The sequence below is a fragment of the Dolichospermum planctonicum genome, from assembly GCF_005402965.1.
In the GTDB taxonomy this organism is placed as follows: domain Bacteria; phylum Cyanobacteriota; class Cyanobacteriia; order Cyanobacteriales; family Nostocaceae; genus Dolichospermum; species Dolichospermum planctonicum.
Window position 1 is genome coordinate 1 of sequence record NZ_BJCF01000068.1, and the last position, 16,372, is coordinate 16,372.

14 protein-coding genes and 1 pseudogene are annotated in these 16,372 nt (G+C 36.7%); 6 read left to right on the forward strand and 9 right to left on the reverse strand.

The annotated features are described in order from the left end of the window. Positions 1-212, forward strand: a pseudogene (locus FFO06_RS19315) (addiction module component); the annotation flags it as partial. A 265-nt stretch (positions 213-477) separates the two neighbouring features. On the opposite strand, the gene FFO06_RS19320 reads toward FFO06_RS19315, so the two are convergent. The 3 genes from FFO06_RS19320 to FFO06_RS19330 form a co-directional block, all read right to left on the reverse strand. Then, positions 478-684 carry a hypothetical protein gene (locus FFO06_RS19320; protein WP_028082131.1) on the reverse strand — a complete coding sequence of 69 codons (207 nt, stop codon included), beginning with the start codon at positions 682-684 and terminating at the stop codon, positions 478-480. Positions 685-787: 103 nt separating this feature from the next. Next, entirely contained in the window at positions 788-1,192 is a 405-nt protein-coding gene (locus tag FFO06_RS19325; protein ID WP_137909485.1) for an ExbD/TolR family protein, read from the reverse strand. Positions 1,193-1,264: 72 nt separating this feature from the next. Continuing rightward, the gene (locus FFO06_RS19330) at positions 1,265-4,090 is read right to left on the reverse strand and encodes a DUF3131 domain-containing protein (protein WP_306420260.1); all 2,826 of its coding nucleotides are present in this window, start codon (positions 4,088-4,090) and stop codon (positions 1,265-1,267) included. 362 nt (positions 4,091-4,452) lie between these two features. Here FFO06_RS19330 and FFO06_RS19335 point away from each other — a divergent pair, with 362 nt between their 5' ends. Together FFO06_RS19335 and FFO06_RS19340 are read left to right on the forward strand one after the other, a co-directional pair. After that, positions 4,453-6,483 (forward strand): glycosyltransferase, encoded by a 2,031-nt coding sequence (locus FFO06_RS19335; RefSeq protein ID WP_137909487.1) that lies wholly within the window; start codon positions 4,453-4,455, stop codon positions 6,481-6,483. Positions 6,484-6,706: 223 nt separating this feature from the next. After that, entirely contained in the window at positions 6,707-7,039 is a 333-nt protein-coding gene (locus FFO06_RS19340) for an STAS domain-containing protein (protein ID WP_137909488.1), read from the forward strand. A 212-nt stretch (positions 7,040-7,251) separates the two neighbouring features. On the opposite strand, the gene FFO06_RS19345 is transcribed toward FFO06_RS19340, so the two are convergent. Then, entirely contained in the window at positions 7,252-8,457 is a 1,206-nt protein-coding gene (locus FFO06_RS19345) for a SpoIIE family protein phosphatase (protein ID WP_137909489.1), read from the reverse strand. A 122-nt stretch (positions 8,458-8,579) separates the two neighbouring features. Here FFO06_RS19345 and FFO06_RS19350 point away from each other — a divergent pair, with 122 nt between their 5' ends. Then, entirely contained in the window at positions 8,580-8,999 is a 420-nt protein-coding gene (locus FFO06_RS19350) for an ATP-binding protein (RefSeq protein ID WP_137909490.1), read from the forward strand. 178 nt (positions 9,000-9,177) lie between these two features. Here the strand turns inward: FFO06_RS19350 and FFO06_RS19355 are convergent, their stop codons facing one another. The 3 genes from FFO06_RS19355 to FFO06_RS19365 all read right to left on the reverse strand — a co-directional run bounded on the left by FFO06_RS19355 (position 9,178) and on the right by FFO06_RS19365 (position 11,818). Beyond that, positions 9,178-10,221, reverse strand: coding sequence for a 3-deoxy-7-phosphoheptulonate synthase (locus tag FFO06_RS19355; protein WP_028091296.1), 1,044 nt, complete (start codon positions 10,219-10,221; stop codon positions 9,178-9,180). 373 nt (positions 10,222-10,594) lie between these two features. Further along, positions 10,595-10,972 carry a DUF1823 family protein gene (locus FFO06_RS19360; protein ID WP_137909491.1) on the reverse strand — a complete coding sequence of 126 codons (378 nt, stop codon included), beginning with the start codon at positions 10,970-10,972 and terminating at the stop codon, positions 10,595-10,597. A 57-nt stretch (positions 10,973-11,029) separates the two neighbouring features. Beyond that, positions 11,030-11,818: a dienelactone hydrolase family protein gene (locus FFO06_RS19365; RefSeq protein WP_137909492.1), complete on the reverse strand. Its 789-nt coding sequence runs from the start codon at positions 11,816-11,818 to the stop codon at positions 11,030-11,032. A 518-nt stretch (positions 11,819-12,336) separates the two neighbouring features. Here FFO06_RS19365 and FFO06_RS19370 point away from each other — a divergent pair. Then, positions 12,337-14,442: a M3 family metallopeptidase gene (locus tag FFO06_RS19370; RefSeq protein ID WP_137909493.1), complete on the forward strand. Its 2,106-nt coding sequence runs from the start codon at positions 12,337-12,339 to the stop codon at positions 14,440-14,442. 83 nt (positions 14,443-14,525) lie between these two features. On the opposite strand, the gene FFO06_RS19375 is transcribed toward FFO06_RS19370, so the two are convergent. Then, positions 14,526-14,762 (reverse strand): hypothetical protein, encoded by a 237-nt coding sequence (locus FFO06_RS19375; RefSeq protein WP_137909494.1) that lies wholly within the window; start codon positions 14,760-14,762, stop codon positions 14,526-14,528. 333 nt (positions 14,763-15,095) lie between these two features. Here FFO06_RS19375 and FFO06_RS19380 point away from each other — a divergent pair, with 333 nt between their 5' ends. Further along, positions 15,096-16,094, forward strand: a complete 999-nt coding sequence (locus FFO06_RS19380; protein ID WP_137909495.1) for a cyanophycin synthetase — start codon at positions 15,096-15,098, stop codon at positions 16,092-16,094. A gap of 55 nt (positions 16,095-16,149) precedes the next feature. Here FFO06_RS19380 and FFO06_RS22390 read toward each other — a convergent pair whose 3' ends face one another. After that, complete coding sequence (locus tag FFO06_RS22390; RefSeq protein ID WP_268904644.1) at positions 16,150-16,275, reverse strand: hypothetical protein; 126 nt, start codon at positions 16,273-16,275, stop codon at positions 16,150-16,152. Between the last annotated feature and the right edge of the window lie 97 nt (positions 16,276-16,372).

A 16,372-nucleotide genomic window follows, 5' to 3' on the forward strand; every position in this document is an offset into this window, starting at 1 on the left:
GTAGAAATGGTGACAAGTTTACCGGACATGATGGGGTCGTAATGCACTCAGATACTAATGCTGCTGACAATATTCTAGCAAGAATGAGTGATGTTGAAATCACTCGATATATGAAACATTCCGATGTAAAGAAAATCTTGTTAGAAAGAAGTCAGAAGTTTCGGGATTCCTTAATGGAAACCGAAGCGATAACGGGCAAGGATAAGCCCTAGACTCTAGAACCTGAAGTCAGGTCAATCAGAGAGCGAATTATCAGCAATTGACACTGTTTGACCAAGGTTTAACTACGTTAGTTGTGTATCTCCCGACAATCTTGATTAGCAAAGACTCAAAACAGTTCTCTAGAGTGGTTGATCAAAAAAAAGAGTTTTAGGATTAATCGAAAAGTATTAGGAGATGTTTAATGATTAAACACAGATAAACGCAGATAAAGAACGATGAATTTACAATTTTCAAACCAGAGGCGATTTCTCCAGATTAATCAAGTTTTAAGGCATTAACTGGCACATCGTCCCAAGATTTCACTGTCCGTAATTTGGCAATCCAGCCTGCTGCTGTTTGTACTGCGGTTAAATTATTCTTAAATGACTGATGACAATCAAGTGCCTGAGACTCGTTACAACAGGCAATACAGGCATGAATCATCCCAGAAGGATCAATTTGCTCATTTACCCAAATAGTCATAGTCTATCCTCCTTAAAAGTGGCGGTTATTTTTTACATTTCACAAATCAAAAGCAAAAATCACAGGTTAAGTAGAATACCTCTAGTAATTAATAACTCAATGGTTAGGGTTTTTGAGTAGCGATCGCTAATTTTGCCCCTTGTACCTGACGCACTTTATCCATAACTACCACAACTTGACCATGAGTGGCACTTTGATCAGCGTTAATAATTACAACTACTTCTGTATTTTTTCCCTTTAATTGTTGTACCCTGGTTGGTAAAGTATCTAGGGTCACAGGCTGACGGTTTAAACTTACATCCCCTGCTGAGTCTATTGTAACAGTAATGGGTGTGGCTGATGATTGGGTTTTGGCGGTGCCAGCTTTGGGTAAATTAACTGGTAATCCTTCGGAACGATTTAGAAATAAAGTTGACATAATGAAAAATGTCAAAATCGCAAAAATGACATCAATCATCGGTACAATATTAATTTGGGCTGGTATATCAGGTTCATCTGGTAGACGCATGATCATTTATCTCCTCTTTCATAGCGACAAGAATAAAGTAATTCTAACCTCAAGTATCTAACCATGCAAAAGTTAATTCGTGCCATCTTTGACAGTAATCCAGTAATGTTCAGTGCCATTACTCACAAATTGTGTTTTTGGAGTAGTAGTATTCGGTAGACCCCGACCAGAATTACCATCGGCCACTGCTTGCCACCAGGGTGATTTCATATCCGTATTAGGACGGAGGAGGGGTTGTTGCTTTGTTGCCGTGTACAGTAAAGATTGTAGAATCATACTGTTAGTGCTACTAGTAGAACCAAGAGCAGTTTTACCTGTTTTTTCATAAAAACCTTCATAAAAGCCCAGCAAAGGGTTATATAAGTCCGTTGTTGCCTTGATTAATTCCTGAGTATAGCTATCCTTAGGCAGTAAGGCATAATAGGCAAATGCCACAGCCGAACTGACTAATCTTCCCTCTGGTAGTAGTTTACCATCATCATCTAAGGCTACCCAAGGCTGATTTTGACCAATAATTGAACTGTGGACAGTGTAAGGTTGACGCTCAATGAGAGTAGTAGCTGAGGCAGTCAGAGTCTCAGTATTACGGTAGCGTTGGGCTTGAGCTTGATAGACTGCCGTAAAGAGCGATCGCATTTTTGGATCTAAACCAAACTCTAGAGCATACAGCAGGAAAGGATTACTAACGGTATATTGATTAACCTTTGATTTTGTATCTTTACGAAGCCGTTCAATGGGAACTTCTACCCCCTCCACTGATGTTGTTTTATATTCACCACCCACAGCAGATTTATCAACATTAAACCCCCACAATTGAAAACCTCTAGCAGCATATTCTTCATAACCCAAACGGGTTTCAGGATTAATTCTCGGGACTAACCGCCCACTTTTATCTTTGGTGACATTAGCACTAGAAAGAATACCTTCCCGCACAACCCGCAAGTATGACCAATCGAGAGCAATTTGATCAACAACTTCCGTGTATTCGGGATGATCTGTTTTTAAATTATAAAGGGCTGCTAATAGTCTTCCCACATCCAAAGACGACCAACCAGTACCTTCAGGAACTGGATTACCACCATAATCTACTGGTTGCAATGTTCGCGGATCATAACCCCGACTCGGTAATTCCCCCGCATACAGCGGTATCTGCGCTAAAGCAGCCAACAACTGTCGAATGCGCTGATCAAATTCCTTGGGAGAAATTATATCCATTGCCCATGCTGCATTGAGCGCTGTTAGATAATCTCCTAATCCCCACAATGTTGAACCCTTAACATCAGAGCGATCGCTCACCAATCCTGTTGTAGGCTGAGAATTAGCAGAGAAATAGTTCCAGGCCGCTTGAGCGTAACGTCTTTGCACAACTGTTAAAGGTTTAGGTAATGGTTTAGCTGGCTGCGGGACACCCAATGATGGAATAGGTTTAACTATCAGCGGTGGTGGGTTAGTCGCTGTATTAGTCTGGGCAGGTGTAACATTTATGGGAATAGGATTTTGGGCTGGAGTTGGGGAATTTGCAGCAGGTGGTTTAGAATCTGAGGGTTGAGAATTTGAGGGTTGAGAATTTGAGGGTTGAGAATTTGAGGGTTGAGAATCTGAGGGTTTAGAATCTGAGGGTTTAGAATCTGGGGGTTTAGAATCTGGGGGTTTAGAATCACCAGACGGTATTTTTGCAAAACTCACCCCACTACCACCAATCAAGGGACGATTTCCTCTAGCCTTATAATATAAAATCTCCATGATCAGGCCATTAGTATTACCTGTCAAGGATTTATTAGGTTTTTTTGTTTCTTCATACAGTCCAGCGTAGAATCCACCACCTTTAGGATCACGTAAATCCTTAACCGCATCAAAAACCTTTTGAGCATAAGCATTACCTGGGTAAAGATAGCGCCAGCCAAAGGCAGCTTTAGTGCTAATATTCCGCAACTCTGTATAGGACTTATTTTTCTCCGTAATTGTCGCCCAAGCAACTCCATTGGAGTATATAGTATTGTAGAGAAAATAAGGAGGTTGATCAATGTTGTCCTCAGAAACAGCAGTTAGTTGTCCCGTAGATTCAAAGCGTCGCTTTTGTACTTCTAAAATGTCAGCAGCATATTTTTTTAAATAACCTTCTAAGCCAAATTCAATACCATCAAGAATATAAGATTCACTCACTACATAATTATTAGCATTAGTGCTTTGAAAATCACGGGTATCAACAGGAATTTTCACACCGTTAATATCTACAAGTTTGAAAGGCTCTAAAGCCGCCGCTTTGGGTGCTTTAAATCCCCATAGTTCATAACCCCTAACAGCATATTCCTCATAACCAAGTCGCCCTTCTTGTACCAACAATGTTTTACCATTAGGTAAGACAAGCGCTCCGTAAAGTTGGTCATCTTTCAGTGATCTTGCTAACTGCCACTTACTGAGAACTCCCTTTAGCCAATTTTTATACTGAGGATGACAAGTGCCAATAATATGAAAAGCAGCCAATATGCGACCAATATCCAAAGCAGACCAACCCAGACCCTTTTCTAGAGGTTTATTACCATAATCAGTCATTTTTCCATTAGCAGCATTATATACCTTATTTGGTAAAGCGTTTTCAAATAAACTAAGATTAGCAAAATTGGTAAGAAATTTGTTAAAGCGCGAATCAAATTCCGACTGGTTAATCAAATTCATCCACCGCGCTGCATTCAAAGCCATTAGGTAATTACCAATGTCCCAGAGAGTACCAGAAGGATAACCACCAGTAGAATTAGTAAACCCTGTATTTGCTTGATAGTTATTGACAAAATACTGCCAAGCTGCACGAGCGTAAGTCTGTTCCTCTGGTGTCAGAGGCACTGAAATTTGACTACAGCCATTAGGAGTAGAATTTTGTGCTAAAGATGCTGTAGGCACACAGAACAAAAATTGCAGAAATGCCCCACTTAGGAACAATGCAATCCATCTTAATAGTTTGTAGTGACGGTGTTGCTGTATCATTTACAAATAAAATTTGAGAACCATTCAGGGGACTAAAGTGCTAGAGAAGAGAGAATCATTTCGCTATCGTTAGAAATGACACCAAAAATCTGATACATTAAATAACAACTCTACTTTACCAAGCTACAGGAATTTTAAATGATGTCTAAAAAATATCAAGGACTATAGGGTGGCTATAGCCCACCATGGGAATAGTCCAATCAAAAATCAAATACGGGACTCCTAGAGAAACAAACAACCGCTAATTGACTAATCTAAATTTTATTTTTGGTAGCAAAATGAACTCAGCGTCCTCTAGCTATGATGCAGCTAATTTTTCCGGTAATAGCCGTTCAACACTGAAAAAAAGAACCCTACTTTTTCGGTATTTAGCGGAAATAAACTTAATTTTGGGGGCTTGGTATTTACAATGGCGGATAACTCATTCTATCAACTTTGATGCTCTATGGTTGTCTATTCCTTTATTGCTGGCGGAAATTTACAGCTATTTCGGGGGAGTTATGTTTGTCATTGGACTATGGCGGCCTATAGTCCGACAAGTTAAGTCACTTCACCAGTTAAGCCCACCCCTTCCTAGCTCTGATTGGGCAAATGTAGATGTGTTTATAACCTGCTATAATGAGCCATCAGAAATGGTGGAAGAAACTGCTAGAGCAGCTTTAGCAATAGATTATCCAACCACAAAGCTGCGTGTATATGTATTAGATGATGGTAATTCTGAACAAATGCGAGCCATGTCAGAAAGATTAGCTCTAGAGGATTTACAGTCACCATTATTACAACAGGAAGCTAATCGAATTGACGCGGAATTATCTACTTTAAATCAACGAATTGAGCAACTAGAAAATCTAGCACCTGACGTAAAAGCTGCTGAAGAATGGCTGCAAAAATCATCTTCTAAATCAGAAAATACTTTCGAGGATATTCCCGCTAGATTTGTCCACAGTTTACAACAGTTTATTCTCTGGTTAAATCCTCAACATCAAAAGAGTCATCATGGCAGTAAATCAACTATATATGAACATCTCAATCATGAACGCAGGGCATTAGAATTAGCAATTCGTCAAAAAGAATTAGAACTTGTGCAACTCGTTAGGTTACGGTATATTGCCCGTCCTAAACAACCAGGAGTACCTCATCATGCTAAAGCAGGTAATCTCAATTACGCCATTTTTTCTGGAGAAACCACAGGGGATTTTATTCTGACTTTAGATGCAGATCATATTCCTAAACCAGCATTTTTAAAGCGAGTTTTGCCATATTTCTATACCTATAATTTGTATTCAGGAAAATATGAGTCAAACCGCATTGCATTTGTACAAACTCCCCAAGATTTTTATAATATTCCCCCTGGAGACCCCTTTGGACATCGAGCCAATTTATTTTATGGACCCATTCAACAAGGTAAAGATGGCATGAATTCAGCTTTCTACACAGGTACAAATGCAGTCCTCAGAAGAGAAGCATTGGTTAGTGTGGGTTTACAATATTTTGCAGATGAATTTGTCAAAGATGGCAAAAAATTAGATGAATTTGAATTAATTGGTGGTGTTTCTAGCAATAGTATTACCGAAGATATGAATACAGCCATGCGGTTGCATAGTTCTGGGTGGAAATCAATTTATCATCATGAATTATTAGCAGAAGGACTTGCTCCTGATGATTTAAGTTCTACCCTCAAACAGCGAATGCGCTGGTCTCAAGGCACAATTCAAGTGTTAATGAGAGAAAATCCTCTCACCAAACCAGGACTGACATTTTGGCAAAGATTACACTATTTTAAGACAACATATAGTTATTTTTCTGGGTTTGCAACTTTGATTTTTATTGCTTGTCCCATTATCTATTTTTTTACGGGAACTATCCCCGTGAAAACTTATGGCTTTGATTTTACTATCCATTTTCTTCCAGCTTTTATAATTAATAGGTTGACTTTTTTAGCCGCTGGTTGGGGAATTAATGCTGCGGAATTATGGCGTTCAGAACAATATTCTATCTCTTTATTTCCCCTATTCATTCAATCTGCATGGAGTGTATTAACCGGACAACCTATTAAATTTCAGGTTACACCTAAGCAGCGACAATCAGGAATCTATCTCCAGCTAATCTGGCCACAACTAACTGTGTTTATTTTAATAATTTTAGGTATAATATGGAGTGTATATCGTTTCGCTATTGGTCAGTTAGAAACTCCTTGGGTTTATTTGATCAACACATTATGGGGTATATATATTTTATCTCTACTTTGGGCAATTATCAGCGCTGCTGTTTGGCAACCACAGGACTTACACAAAATACAAGGAAAGTAGAGGTAATTCATGAATTACCTCTAAGAGGGTGTTTCAACAGAATTGTATACAACCTCACCCCTCACCTCCTCACCCCGTGGGCAAAGTTAATGAAAGTCCTTATTGCTTGTAAATCTATTTTTTAAAGTTATACAAAATGCCTTAAATAGTAGTATAATTTTCAATAGATATGACGATTTTCCAATGGCAAATTTACAAACTAACACAGAAAGGAAGATAATTTATGACTTCTAAAATTCACGTCTTTGAACCATCAGGAATTTTAAACGCCACCTCCGGTAATGAATTACGTCGTCAAATTACTGATATCATTAATAATGGAGTTAATATGCTATTGATTGATATGTCAAAGGTGACGTTTATTGATAGTTCTGGTTTAGGTGCTTTAGTGGGAGCAATGCAAAGTGTTAGAAATGCTAAAGGAGAACTATTTGTATGTTCGATTAATGATCAAGTCAAAATGTTATTTGAATTAACGAAAATCAATCGAGTTTTGAACATATTAAGTAATAGAGAAGTGTTTGACAGCAAAGTATTAGAACTAGAAAATGCTTAATCGTTTGATTCTCTAGGTGAAGTTTTAGCAATTCTAAACTTGTACATATCCGGTTTTTCCCAATCTTATCAGGATGAATAGACAAGTCTAGTTGCACACATATGTTTCAAACCCTTAATTTTTTCTTAGTCTACCCAGGTGGTCTTTGTTTGTGTAGTAGGGATTTATAATCTCCGAAAACTTTTCAAACACCCTTAATAAAAGTTAACATCTTAGGGATTTTGACAGCCACTAAAATTAACTCGTAGTAAAGACAAATCATCATCAAAATTTTCGTTGCCGCTGATATTTATAATCTCAGGTAAGAGTTGATTAATATGATTGTTATTTGTCTGATTATGGGTGAGCAATAAATTAACGAAGGAGTCGAAACCCCAAATTTGTCCCCCTGGTTGCAGCAGTTCGTAAGCACCATCACTAAAAATATATAAAGTGCTGTTTTCTGCAACTTCCAAAATAGCAGTTTCAAAACTGATATCTTGTAAAAAGCCAATGGGTAAATCTAGAGATTCTAGTTTTATAACCTTAATGCTGGAGGGATCATTTCCAAATATTACTACAGCTGGTGGGTGTCCAGCATTGCCATAAACTAGCTGATGATTAACACGATTAAAAACACAGTACAAAATGGTAAAGTATTTATTGCCATGTTTACTCATTTGAAAACTTTCATTGAGCGCCTTGAGAACTTCTGCTGGTTGACAAAAATTAGTATTTGGTAGAGACTGTGATCGCAAGATATTCAATACAGATACAGATAGCAAAGCCGATCCTACACCATGACCAGAGACATCTAATAGATAAATTGCCAAATGCTCATCATCAATCCAATAGTAATCAAAACAATCCCCACCCAACTGTGCTGAAGGTACAAATAAAGATTCTATGGTAACATATCCTACAAGTGGTAATGGTAACAGCGATCGCACATAATCAGCAGCTTCAGCTAGTTCAGTTTCTAAAACTTGCTTTTGATGCTGTAAATCTTGATTTAACTGCTCTAAAATTTGCTTTTGATGCTGCAAATCTCGACTTAATTGATGTAGCCTTAATCCTGCTCTTACCCGTGCTTTTAATTCATTCATCTCAATGGGTTTAGAGATAAATTCATCTGCTCCTGCGTCCAATCCTCTGACACGATCATCTTCCTCTCCTAAAGAAGCTCCTTTTGCAGTCAGAAGAATAAAAAAAGTTGTAGCTAATTCGGGATCTGACTTAATCTGACGACATACTTGTAAACCATCTATCCCAGACATTACCCAATCACAGATAATGAGAGCGGGACATAATTTTTTGGCTTCTATTATTCCCTCTTCGCCATTAGCCGCTATGGTAACATCATAGCCCTGGGTTTTCAGCGTTTTTTTCAAAACCATTCGTAAGATAGGATCATCATCAATGACGAGGATTTTAAACATTTTGACCATTAAACAGTTTGAATAATTACTTATTAATTACTCTACATTAAATCTTGTCTAAGGATTTACATTTTTCACATTTTGAAAATACACTCATAGTCAAATATTCTATGGATTGACCAATGAATCATAAAATCTACCTAAAAACCGATACAGATATTAATGCTACAAGTGAAGTTTTATCCTGGCTGGAGCAAATCAACCAGCCCCCATTTAATAATCAAACAATTTGGTGGGAATTACAAACACTACTAGTAGAAGGATTTATTAATATTGTAGAACACGCCCACAAAAAATTGCCCAGAGAAACTCCGATTGAATTAGAAGTTATTAGACTCGAAGAAGATATAGAAATTCGGATATGGTCTTGGGGAGAACCTTTTGAGTTAGAAAAGCAATTGCAAATAACTTCAGCATTAGAGGATAATGATCAAGAACGAGGACGGGGATTGCAAATAATGTCCTCCATTGCCGACAAACTATCTTATAAACTAACAGATGACAATCGTTATTGTTTATTTATCAGTAAACATTATTGTTAGAATATGAAATTTATTTTGTACTACTACTAGACATGGCGTGAGAAAAAATCTAGGGACAATTGATGAATTATCCCTATAATAGTTTCAGGTTAGCCACATTTGATTCTCACCAGATGTCTATTGGTAATAGATTTATTCCATTCATCTGTGGTATAAATACATGAAAACCGCTGTAGATTTAAGTCAATTTGGCGTGAGCAGCCAAAATAATTCTTTCTGTTTCTTCCCAATTAATACATTTATCAGTTACGGAAACACCATATTTTAAATCTTCACGATTTCCTGTAATCGGTTGACTACCTTCATACAAATTCGATTCTAGCATCATTCCCACAATGGAACTATTACCATCTAATATTTGCTGAATAATATTTTCAAACACCATCGATTGTAACCTGTAATCTTTATTAGTATTACCATGACTACAATCAACAACTATTCTTGGTGATAATTTAGCAGCTTTTAATTGTTCTTCCACTAATTTAATGTTCTCTGCATCAAAATTAGGCTGAGTTCCACCACGCAAAATTACATGGCCATGAGCATTTCCCCTAGTTTGAAATACACTCACTTGTCCCTTTTGATTAATACCTAGAAAATTATGGGGCGTTCTTGCTGATTTGAGTGCATTTACAGCTACTTGAATATTCCCGTCAGTACCATTTTTAAAACCCACCGGCATAGATAAACCACTAGCCATTTCTCGATGTGTTTGTGATTCAGTTGTTCTCGCGCCAATTGCAGACCAAGATACCAATTCACTGATATATTGAGGAATAATCGGATCAAGTGCTTCCGTGGCAGTTGGTAATCCTAACTCTGTCAACTTTAACAATAAACTTCTAGCAATTAATATCCCCTTTTCTACATTGAAAGAATCATCCATTTCCGGATCATTAATTAGTCCTTTCCAACCTACGGTAGTTCTCGGTTTTTCAAAATAAACTCGCATAATTAATAGCAGTTTATCCTCAACTTTTTTCGCTAAATCTAGTAATTTTTCCCCATATTCTATGGCTGCTTTAGGATCATGAATTGAACAAGGACCAACAACAATGAATTTTCGTCTATCTTGGAAATCTAGAATATGTTCTATTTCTTGTCTGAATTTTAAAATTGTATTTTCAGCGGTTTTAGTTAAAGGTAATTTTTCCTTGACTTCATTAGGAGTTAGCAAAACATGAGAACTCTTAATGTTAGTGTTAATTAATTTGTGGATCATAGCAGAAATCTCTTGATTTGTGTTATACGTTAGCAATCCTAAAACTTATGTGACACTGTTTTTTATTCTCTTTAAGTCTAAATTAGTTAGTTAACAAAAAACAAGTTGCACAAATTCAGGTAGGATTATTATGTGCAAGGGTTGATATATATTAATATACACAGCTTTTTTCAAAAATACAATATAAGTCTGTGTTATTTCCATAACATTAGCTGCAAAAAGATAATTCAATACCTAAACCGAAATCAGAAGTAATTAACCACAGATAAACGTAGATAAACGCAGATGAAGATAGATACATTTATAAGCTTGATAATTATGTATAGATTATTACCAAGAAATTGGTTTTCAAGGTAGACGCTGTTTAGTAATTTTACTCAATTTTCCCACTGGTGATTAACATATAACTTAATAACCAATTTGCGGAGGTGGCTCTGCGAGTTTGTCGCGGACCAAATTCACCAATTTTGTAACCTTTAAAACCTAATTTTTCTTTAAGTAGCTGTTTATTTTCAGGAGGAATAGAACGAGTTAATTTCATAATTGCTGGACGAGAATCTATAAAATCCGGTGGTTGGGGATATTCGTCTCTCCATGTCGTCTCTACTTGACTATGATCATAGGTTTCTGTTGTGGTATCATAGCGATAACCTAAGTAATACCATACTAATTGGTTTACGGTAGCATCATTAATTGTATCATTAATGATTGCCCAAATTGTTTCTGTATTCAAGGGTGGTAGGTTAGACATGATTTTAAGGGAATAGGGAATAGGGAAATATTTTCTGACTATTGTTATATTATTTAGCTATTTAGCAAATATTTCTACAAAAAACTGCTTCATTGCTTGCCAAGAACGCTGATCTGCAATTGCATTATAAATAGCACCTTTGGGATTATTCTGGGCTTCTGGGTTAGTGAAAGAATGAAGCGCACCACCATAGAATATTAACTGCCAGTTAACATTACCTAGACGCATTTCTTTTTCAAAAGCTTGTACTTGCTGTTCTGGAACAAAAGGATCATCAGCACCATGTAATACTAATACTTTAGCTTTGATATTTTTAACATCATTAATATCGGGAGTGTCAAGATTACCATGAAAACTAACTACACCCGCAATATTAACACCACTTCGAGCTAATTCCAATACTGTACCACCACCAAAGCAATAACCAATAGCAGCAATACGTTGAGAATCTGTTAAAGGATACTTTTGTAGAACCTGTAACCCAGCTTTTGCTCTTGCGCGGAGTAATTTGCGATCTTGACGATAAATATTTGCTTGTTTAGCTGATTCTTCTGGGTTTTTTGGTCTAATTCCTTTACCATAAATATCTACTGCAAAAGCTACATATCCTAATTTAGCTAACTGTTGAGTCCGTTTTTTTATGTAAGACTGTAAACCATTCCATTCATGAACCACTAACACACCAGGACGCTTAACTTTAACGACATCATCATAAGCAAGATATCCTTCTAATAAAGTATTCCCTTGCTTATATTCGATTGTTTGAGTTCTAATTGCTGCTAATACATGACTAGAACTCAATAATACTATTGCAGGTGTTAGTAAAACAGAAAGCAAAAATTTCATAACTTTATTCACTCGTTAAAATTGATGGCTCTTCGGTACTTATTATGGTAAATTACCATTCAGTAAAAGGGAACAGGGAACTCTTAACAGGTAAAAGAGAGAATATTTTGCGATAATATTCAAACATATAGCTGATTTCTTATACGTAGCAAGCTTTATGAGATTTTTTTTGCTCAGATATCGCATATTATGTACTCAAGATGCAAATTGATTATGGTGAATTATGACTACAGAATTAGAGAAAATAAAAGTAATTACTTGCAAAAAAATTGCTACAATGTTGGTTTTGCAATTTTAGTAAAGGGAAAGTTTATCGTCACGTTTTTGACTTGTGTTCATTATATCACATAGATTACCTGGAAGATGTTTTCAAGCCAAAAATAGCGCGGTAAAAGTCATGCGTATCCATTTGGGCTTATTCCTAAAAAGGCTGACTTTTATGCTTGCTAAGTCAGCATATAAAGCAAGAAAAATCAATTTTTGTCCCCATTTAACTCCTCGGCTATTAATTCACTACCATGCGTGCAACTGCTACTATTTCTCAAAATCCTTTACTTCAAAGCTCTGGTTTACCGGCATTTGCGGATATTAAACCGGAGCAAGTCGAACCAGCTTTTTCTTACCTGTTAGCAGAACTTGAAAAGCAGTTAACTATCCTAGAGGCAAATATACAGCCTACTTGGACTGGTTTAATAGAACCTTTAGAAAAATTGACAGAAAGACTAAATTGGAGTTGGGGAATACTCAATCATTTAATGGGTGTTAAAAATAGTCCAGAACTACGTAGTGCTTATGAAAAGGTACAGCCACAAGTAGTTCAGTTTATAAATATCCTGGGTCAAAGTAAACCTATTTATAATGCTTTCAAAGCAATTCGTAATAGTCATACCTGGGAAACTTTAGATTTAGCCCAACAGAGAATTATCAAAGCGGCTATTCGGGATGCAGAATTGTCAGGTGTCGGCTTAGAAGGTGAAGACAGAGAGCGTTTTAATGCTATTCAGATGGAATTAGCAGAACTAGCCACTAGGTTTGCTAATCATATCCTAGATGCCACTAAAGGCTTTATTTTAATCCTCACCACCTTGGATGACATTGACGGCTTACCGAGCAGCTTGTTAAGTCTTGCAGCCCAAGCTGCTCGTGCTGCTGGAGAGGAAAATGGCACACCAGAACATGGCCCTTGGCATATTACTTTAGATTTTCCCAGTTATTTCCCCTTTATGCAGCATAGTACCAGACGGGATTTGCGGGAAAAAGTCTATAAGGCTTATATTACCCGAGCATCTTCTGGAGAATTAGATAATAACCCCTTAATTACCCGCATTTTAGAGTTAAGAAAGGAACTAGCTCAATTAATTGGCTTTGAAACCTTTGCTGAACTCAGTTTGGCTAGTAAAATGGCTCAGGATGTTCCCTCCGTAGAAAAACTTTTAGAAGAACTCCGTCAAGCTAGTTATAATGCTGCTGTTAAAGATTTAGATAAACTTAAAGCTTTTGCAAAGAATAAAAAAGCAGCAGAAGCAGAAAATTTGCAACACTGGGATATTAGTTTTTGGGCTGAACGTCAACAGGAGGAAAAATTTGCCTTTACGGCTGAAGAGTTACGCCCCTATTTTCCCCTCCCTCAAGTCCTAGATGGTTTATTTGGGCTGGTAAAAAGGCTTTTTGGTGTCACGGTAACTTCTGCTGACGGCCAAGCACCAGTATGGCATGAGGATGTCCGTTATTTCCAAATTGCTGATCAATATGGTGAAACCATTGCCTATTTTTACTTAGATGCTTACAGTCGTCCCGCTGAAAAACGTGGTGGTGCTTGGATGGATGCTTGTATTCACCGCAAACAAATCAAAGAGAATGCTGTAACTACTATCCGTCTCCCTGTCGCTTATTTGATTTGTAACCAAACTCCCCCTGTGGATGGTAATCCTAGTTTAATGGCTTTTGATGAAGTTGAGACATTATTTCATGAATTTGGACATGGTTTACATCATATGCTGACTAAGGTAAATTATCTGGGGGCAGCAGGTATTAATAATGTTGAATGGGATGCAGTAGAATTACCAAGCCAATTTATGGAAAATTGGTGTTATGACCGCCAGACCTTATTGGGTATGGCCAAACATTATCAAACAGGTGAACCATTACCAGAACATTATTACCAAAAGTTGTTGGCGGCACGTAATTACATGAGTGGTTCAGCTATGTTGCGACAGATATATTTCAGCAGTGTGGATTTGGAATTACATCACCGCTATTGTCCCCAGGGTCAAGAAACTGTCACAGATGTGCAACATCGGATTGCTAAGTTGACAACTGTGTTACCACCATTACCAGAGGATGGGTTTTTGTGTGCCTTCGGTCATATTTTTGAAGGTGGTTATGCAGCGGGTTACTATAGCTATAAGTGGGCTGAGGTGCTTAGTGCTGATGCTTTTGCTGCTTTTGAAGAAGCGGGTTTGGAAGATGAGGCCGCAATTCATGATATTGGTAGACGCTATCGAGATACAATTTTAGCATTAGGTGGCAGTCAGCATCCCATGGATGTCTTTAAAACCTTCCGGGGACGAGAACCCAGTACCAAGGCTTTACTCAAACACAATGGGCTGCTAACTGACCCATAAATTGGCACTTGAAGGTATAAGAGGACAAAACAATTCAAAATCCAAAAGAAAACCTGTTCCTCTTACCTCTGGACTGAGTGAATTTATATTACAGCTTCTTCACGTTGACAATCAAAGAAAAGCTCAAAATCAGCATCAAGAATTAACTGGCGTATGTGCTGAATATAACCTTCTGCATCTGAACGACTACGGAATCTGGCAACAATTACTTTTTCCTGTTCGGTAACGACACGGGCTATAGCCCAGCCATTCAGCCTTTTTCTGTAAGCTATGGCTTGATGTTCTGAAGTGGTGTTTTTGTAATCCGTATTTTGTGGCATGATTATTTTATGCGTATGAACTTGAGTGAAGGGCGTTACTTTGTGTCTTAACCAAGAATGTACCATCGCTTTTTATTGATGATGCCACCTTGGTATTACATATTTTCAAAATTGTCAATACGTGATGCAACAACTTATTTTTTAACAAAATTTACTTTTATTTGCTGCTAAGAAGTAAATACTGATTTAATTAGTATTTAAACTTCCATAAGTATTGATTGCATGGTTATAAGCTATACCAATTTTCAACTATTTGAGATTTTAGATTGTCAAATATTTACGAATGTTGCTATACTTTTTCCCTATAATCTGAGATAGTCTGGAAAAATAAAAATGTCAATTACATCAATTATCAAAAAAGTAGCATTGGAAATAGGGGCTATAGTTTTAGTTGAACCAGAATATGAATTAGTCGGACATATTACATTTAAAAACGGCAAAAAGTCAGTTTTTAGTCATAGCAAATTAGATATTAATGGTTTTGGGGCAGCTGAGTTAGTTAAAGATAAAGCATATAGTAATTTTTTTCTGAAGCAGTTTGGATATAAAGTTACAGAGGGAAAAACTTTTTTTAATGATAAATTATGCGCTAAATTAGCAAATCTCAGAAATATTGATGATGGATTTAATTATGCAGAGTCCATGGGATTTCCTGTAATTGTTAAACCTCTCAATCTTAGTCAGGGAATATTAGTTACTAAAGTATATAATCAGACAGAATATTATGATGTAGCTGATAAAATATTCCAAATTAAATCAGGATTGATTGTAGAAAAATTTTATATTGGTAATGACTATAGAATTGTTGTTTTAGATAATGAAGTGATTGTTGCCTATCAAAGGATTCCCTTATTTGTTGTCGGTAATGGTATATCTAATGTTTTAGAGTTGCTACAACAAAAGCAGGAAAAATTTATTAGCCTCGGCAGAAAAAACGGTATTAAAGTTGATGATTTCCGCATTGATAAAAAATTAAAAACGCAAAATCTTAATTGGGATAGCGTGATTCCTAATGATCAGATTGTTTATCTTTTAGATAATGCTAATTTATCTAGTGGAGGTGAGGCTGTAGATTTTTCGGAAACTATTCATCCAGACTTTCAAAAATTAGCAATTAATATTACTAAAGATATAGGATTAAGATTAGCAGGAATAGATATACTTACCCATGATATTACTATGCCAATGACAGATTATACGCTAATTGAAGTAAATGGTTCTCCCGGGTTAGATCACTATGCTGCTAGTGGTAAATTAGCAGCGCAAAAAGTAGAAGAATTGTATTTAAAAATTCTCAAAGCATTAGAAAATGACATAGCAGTTGCCAGGTAAACAAAAAAATACTCTGTTCCCTGTTTCCTGCTATTCTATTGGTAGTAATTAAGAGTTACAAATTTTTCTCTAGTAGTGATTCCAATTCCCCAGGCAAATAGTTCATATCTGCTACTCTAGCTACGAGTAAACTATCATGTCCGGCATCTTGTAACCCACATTCCGCACCCCAAACTGTCACAGAGGTAAATTACGTAGAGAAAAAATTAAAGAGAGCATCAAAACAAACATATAAAGTGAAAAAAGGCATTTGAGAAACAGTAAATCACCAAAAACGT

Coding starts and splice junctions, on each gene's coding strand:
- FFO06_RS19335 (WP_137909487.1), top strand. CDS start 4,453: ATGAACTCAGCGTCCTCTAGCTATGATGCAGCTAATTTTTCCGGTAAT.
- FFO06_RS19370 (WP_137909493.1), top strand. CDS start 12,337: ATGCGTGCAACTGCTACTATTTCTCAAAATCCTTTACTTCAAAGCTCT.
- FFO06_RS19325 (WP_137909485.1), bottom strand. CDS start 1,192: ATGCGTCTACCAGATGAACCTGATATACCAGCCCAAATTAATATTGTA.
- FFO06_RS19380 (WP_137909495.1), top strand. CDS start 15,096: ATGTCAATTACATCAATTATCAAAAAAGTAGCATTGGAAATAGGGGCT.
- FFO06_RS19350 (WP_137909490.1), top strand. CDS start 8,580: ATGAATCATAAAATCTACCTAAAAACCGATACAGATATTAATGCTACA.
- FFO06_RS19360 (WP_137909491.1), bottom strand. CDS start 10,972: ATGTCTAACCTACCACCCTTGAATACAGAAACAATTTGGGCAATCATT.
- FFO06_RS19320 (WP_028082131.1), bottom strand. CDS start 684: ATGACTATTTGGGTAAATGAGCAAATTGATCCTTCTGGGATGATTCAT.
- FFO06_RS19345 (WP_137909489.1), bottom strand. CDS start 8,457: ATGTTTAAAATCCTCGTCATTGATGATGATCCTATCTTACGAATGGTT.
- FFO06_RS19340 (WP_137909488.1), top strand. CDS start 6,707: ATGACTTCTAAAATTCACGTCTTTGAACCATCAGGAATTTTAAACGCC.
- FFO06_RS19355 (WP_028091296.1), bottom strand. CDS start 10,221: ATGATCCACAAATTAATTAACACTAACATTAAGAGTTCTCATGTTTTG.
- FFO06_RS19365 (WP_137909492.1), bottom strand. CDS start 11,818: ATGAAATTTTTGCTTTCTGTTTTACTAACACCTGCAATAGTATTATTG.
- FFO06_RS19375 (WP_137909494.1), bottom strand. CDS start 14,762: ATGCCACAAAATACGGATTACAAAAACACCACTTCAGAACATCAAGCC.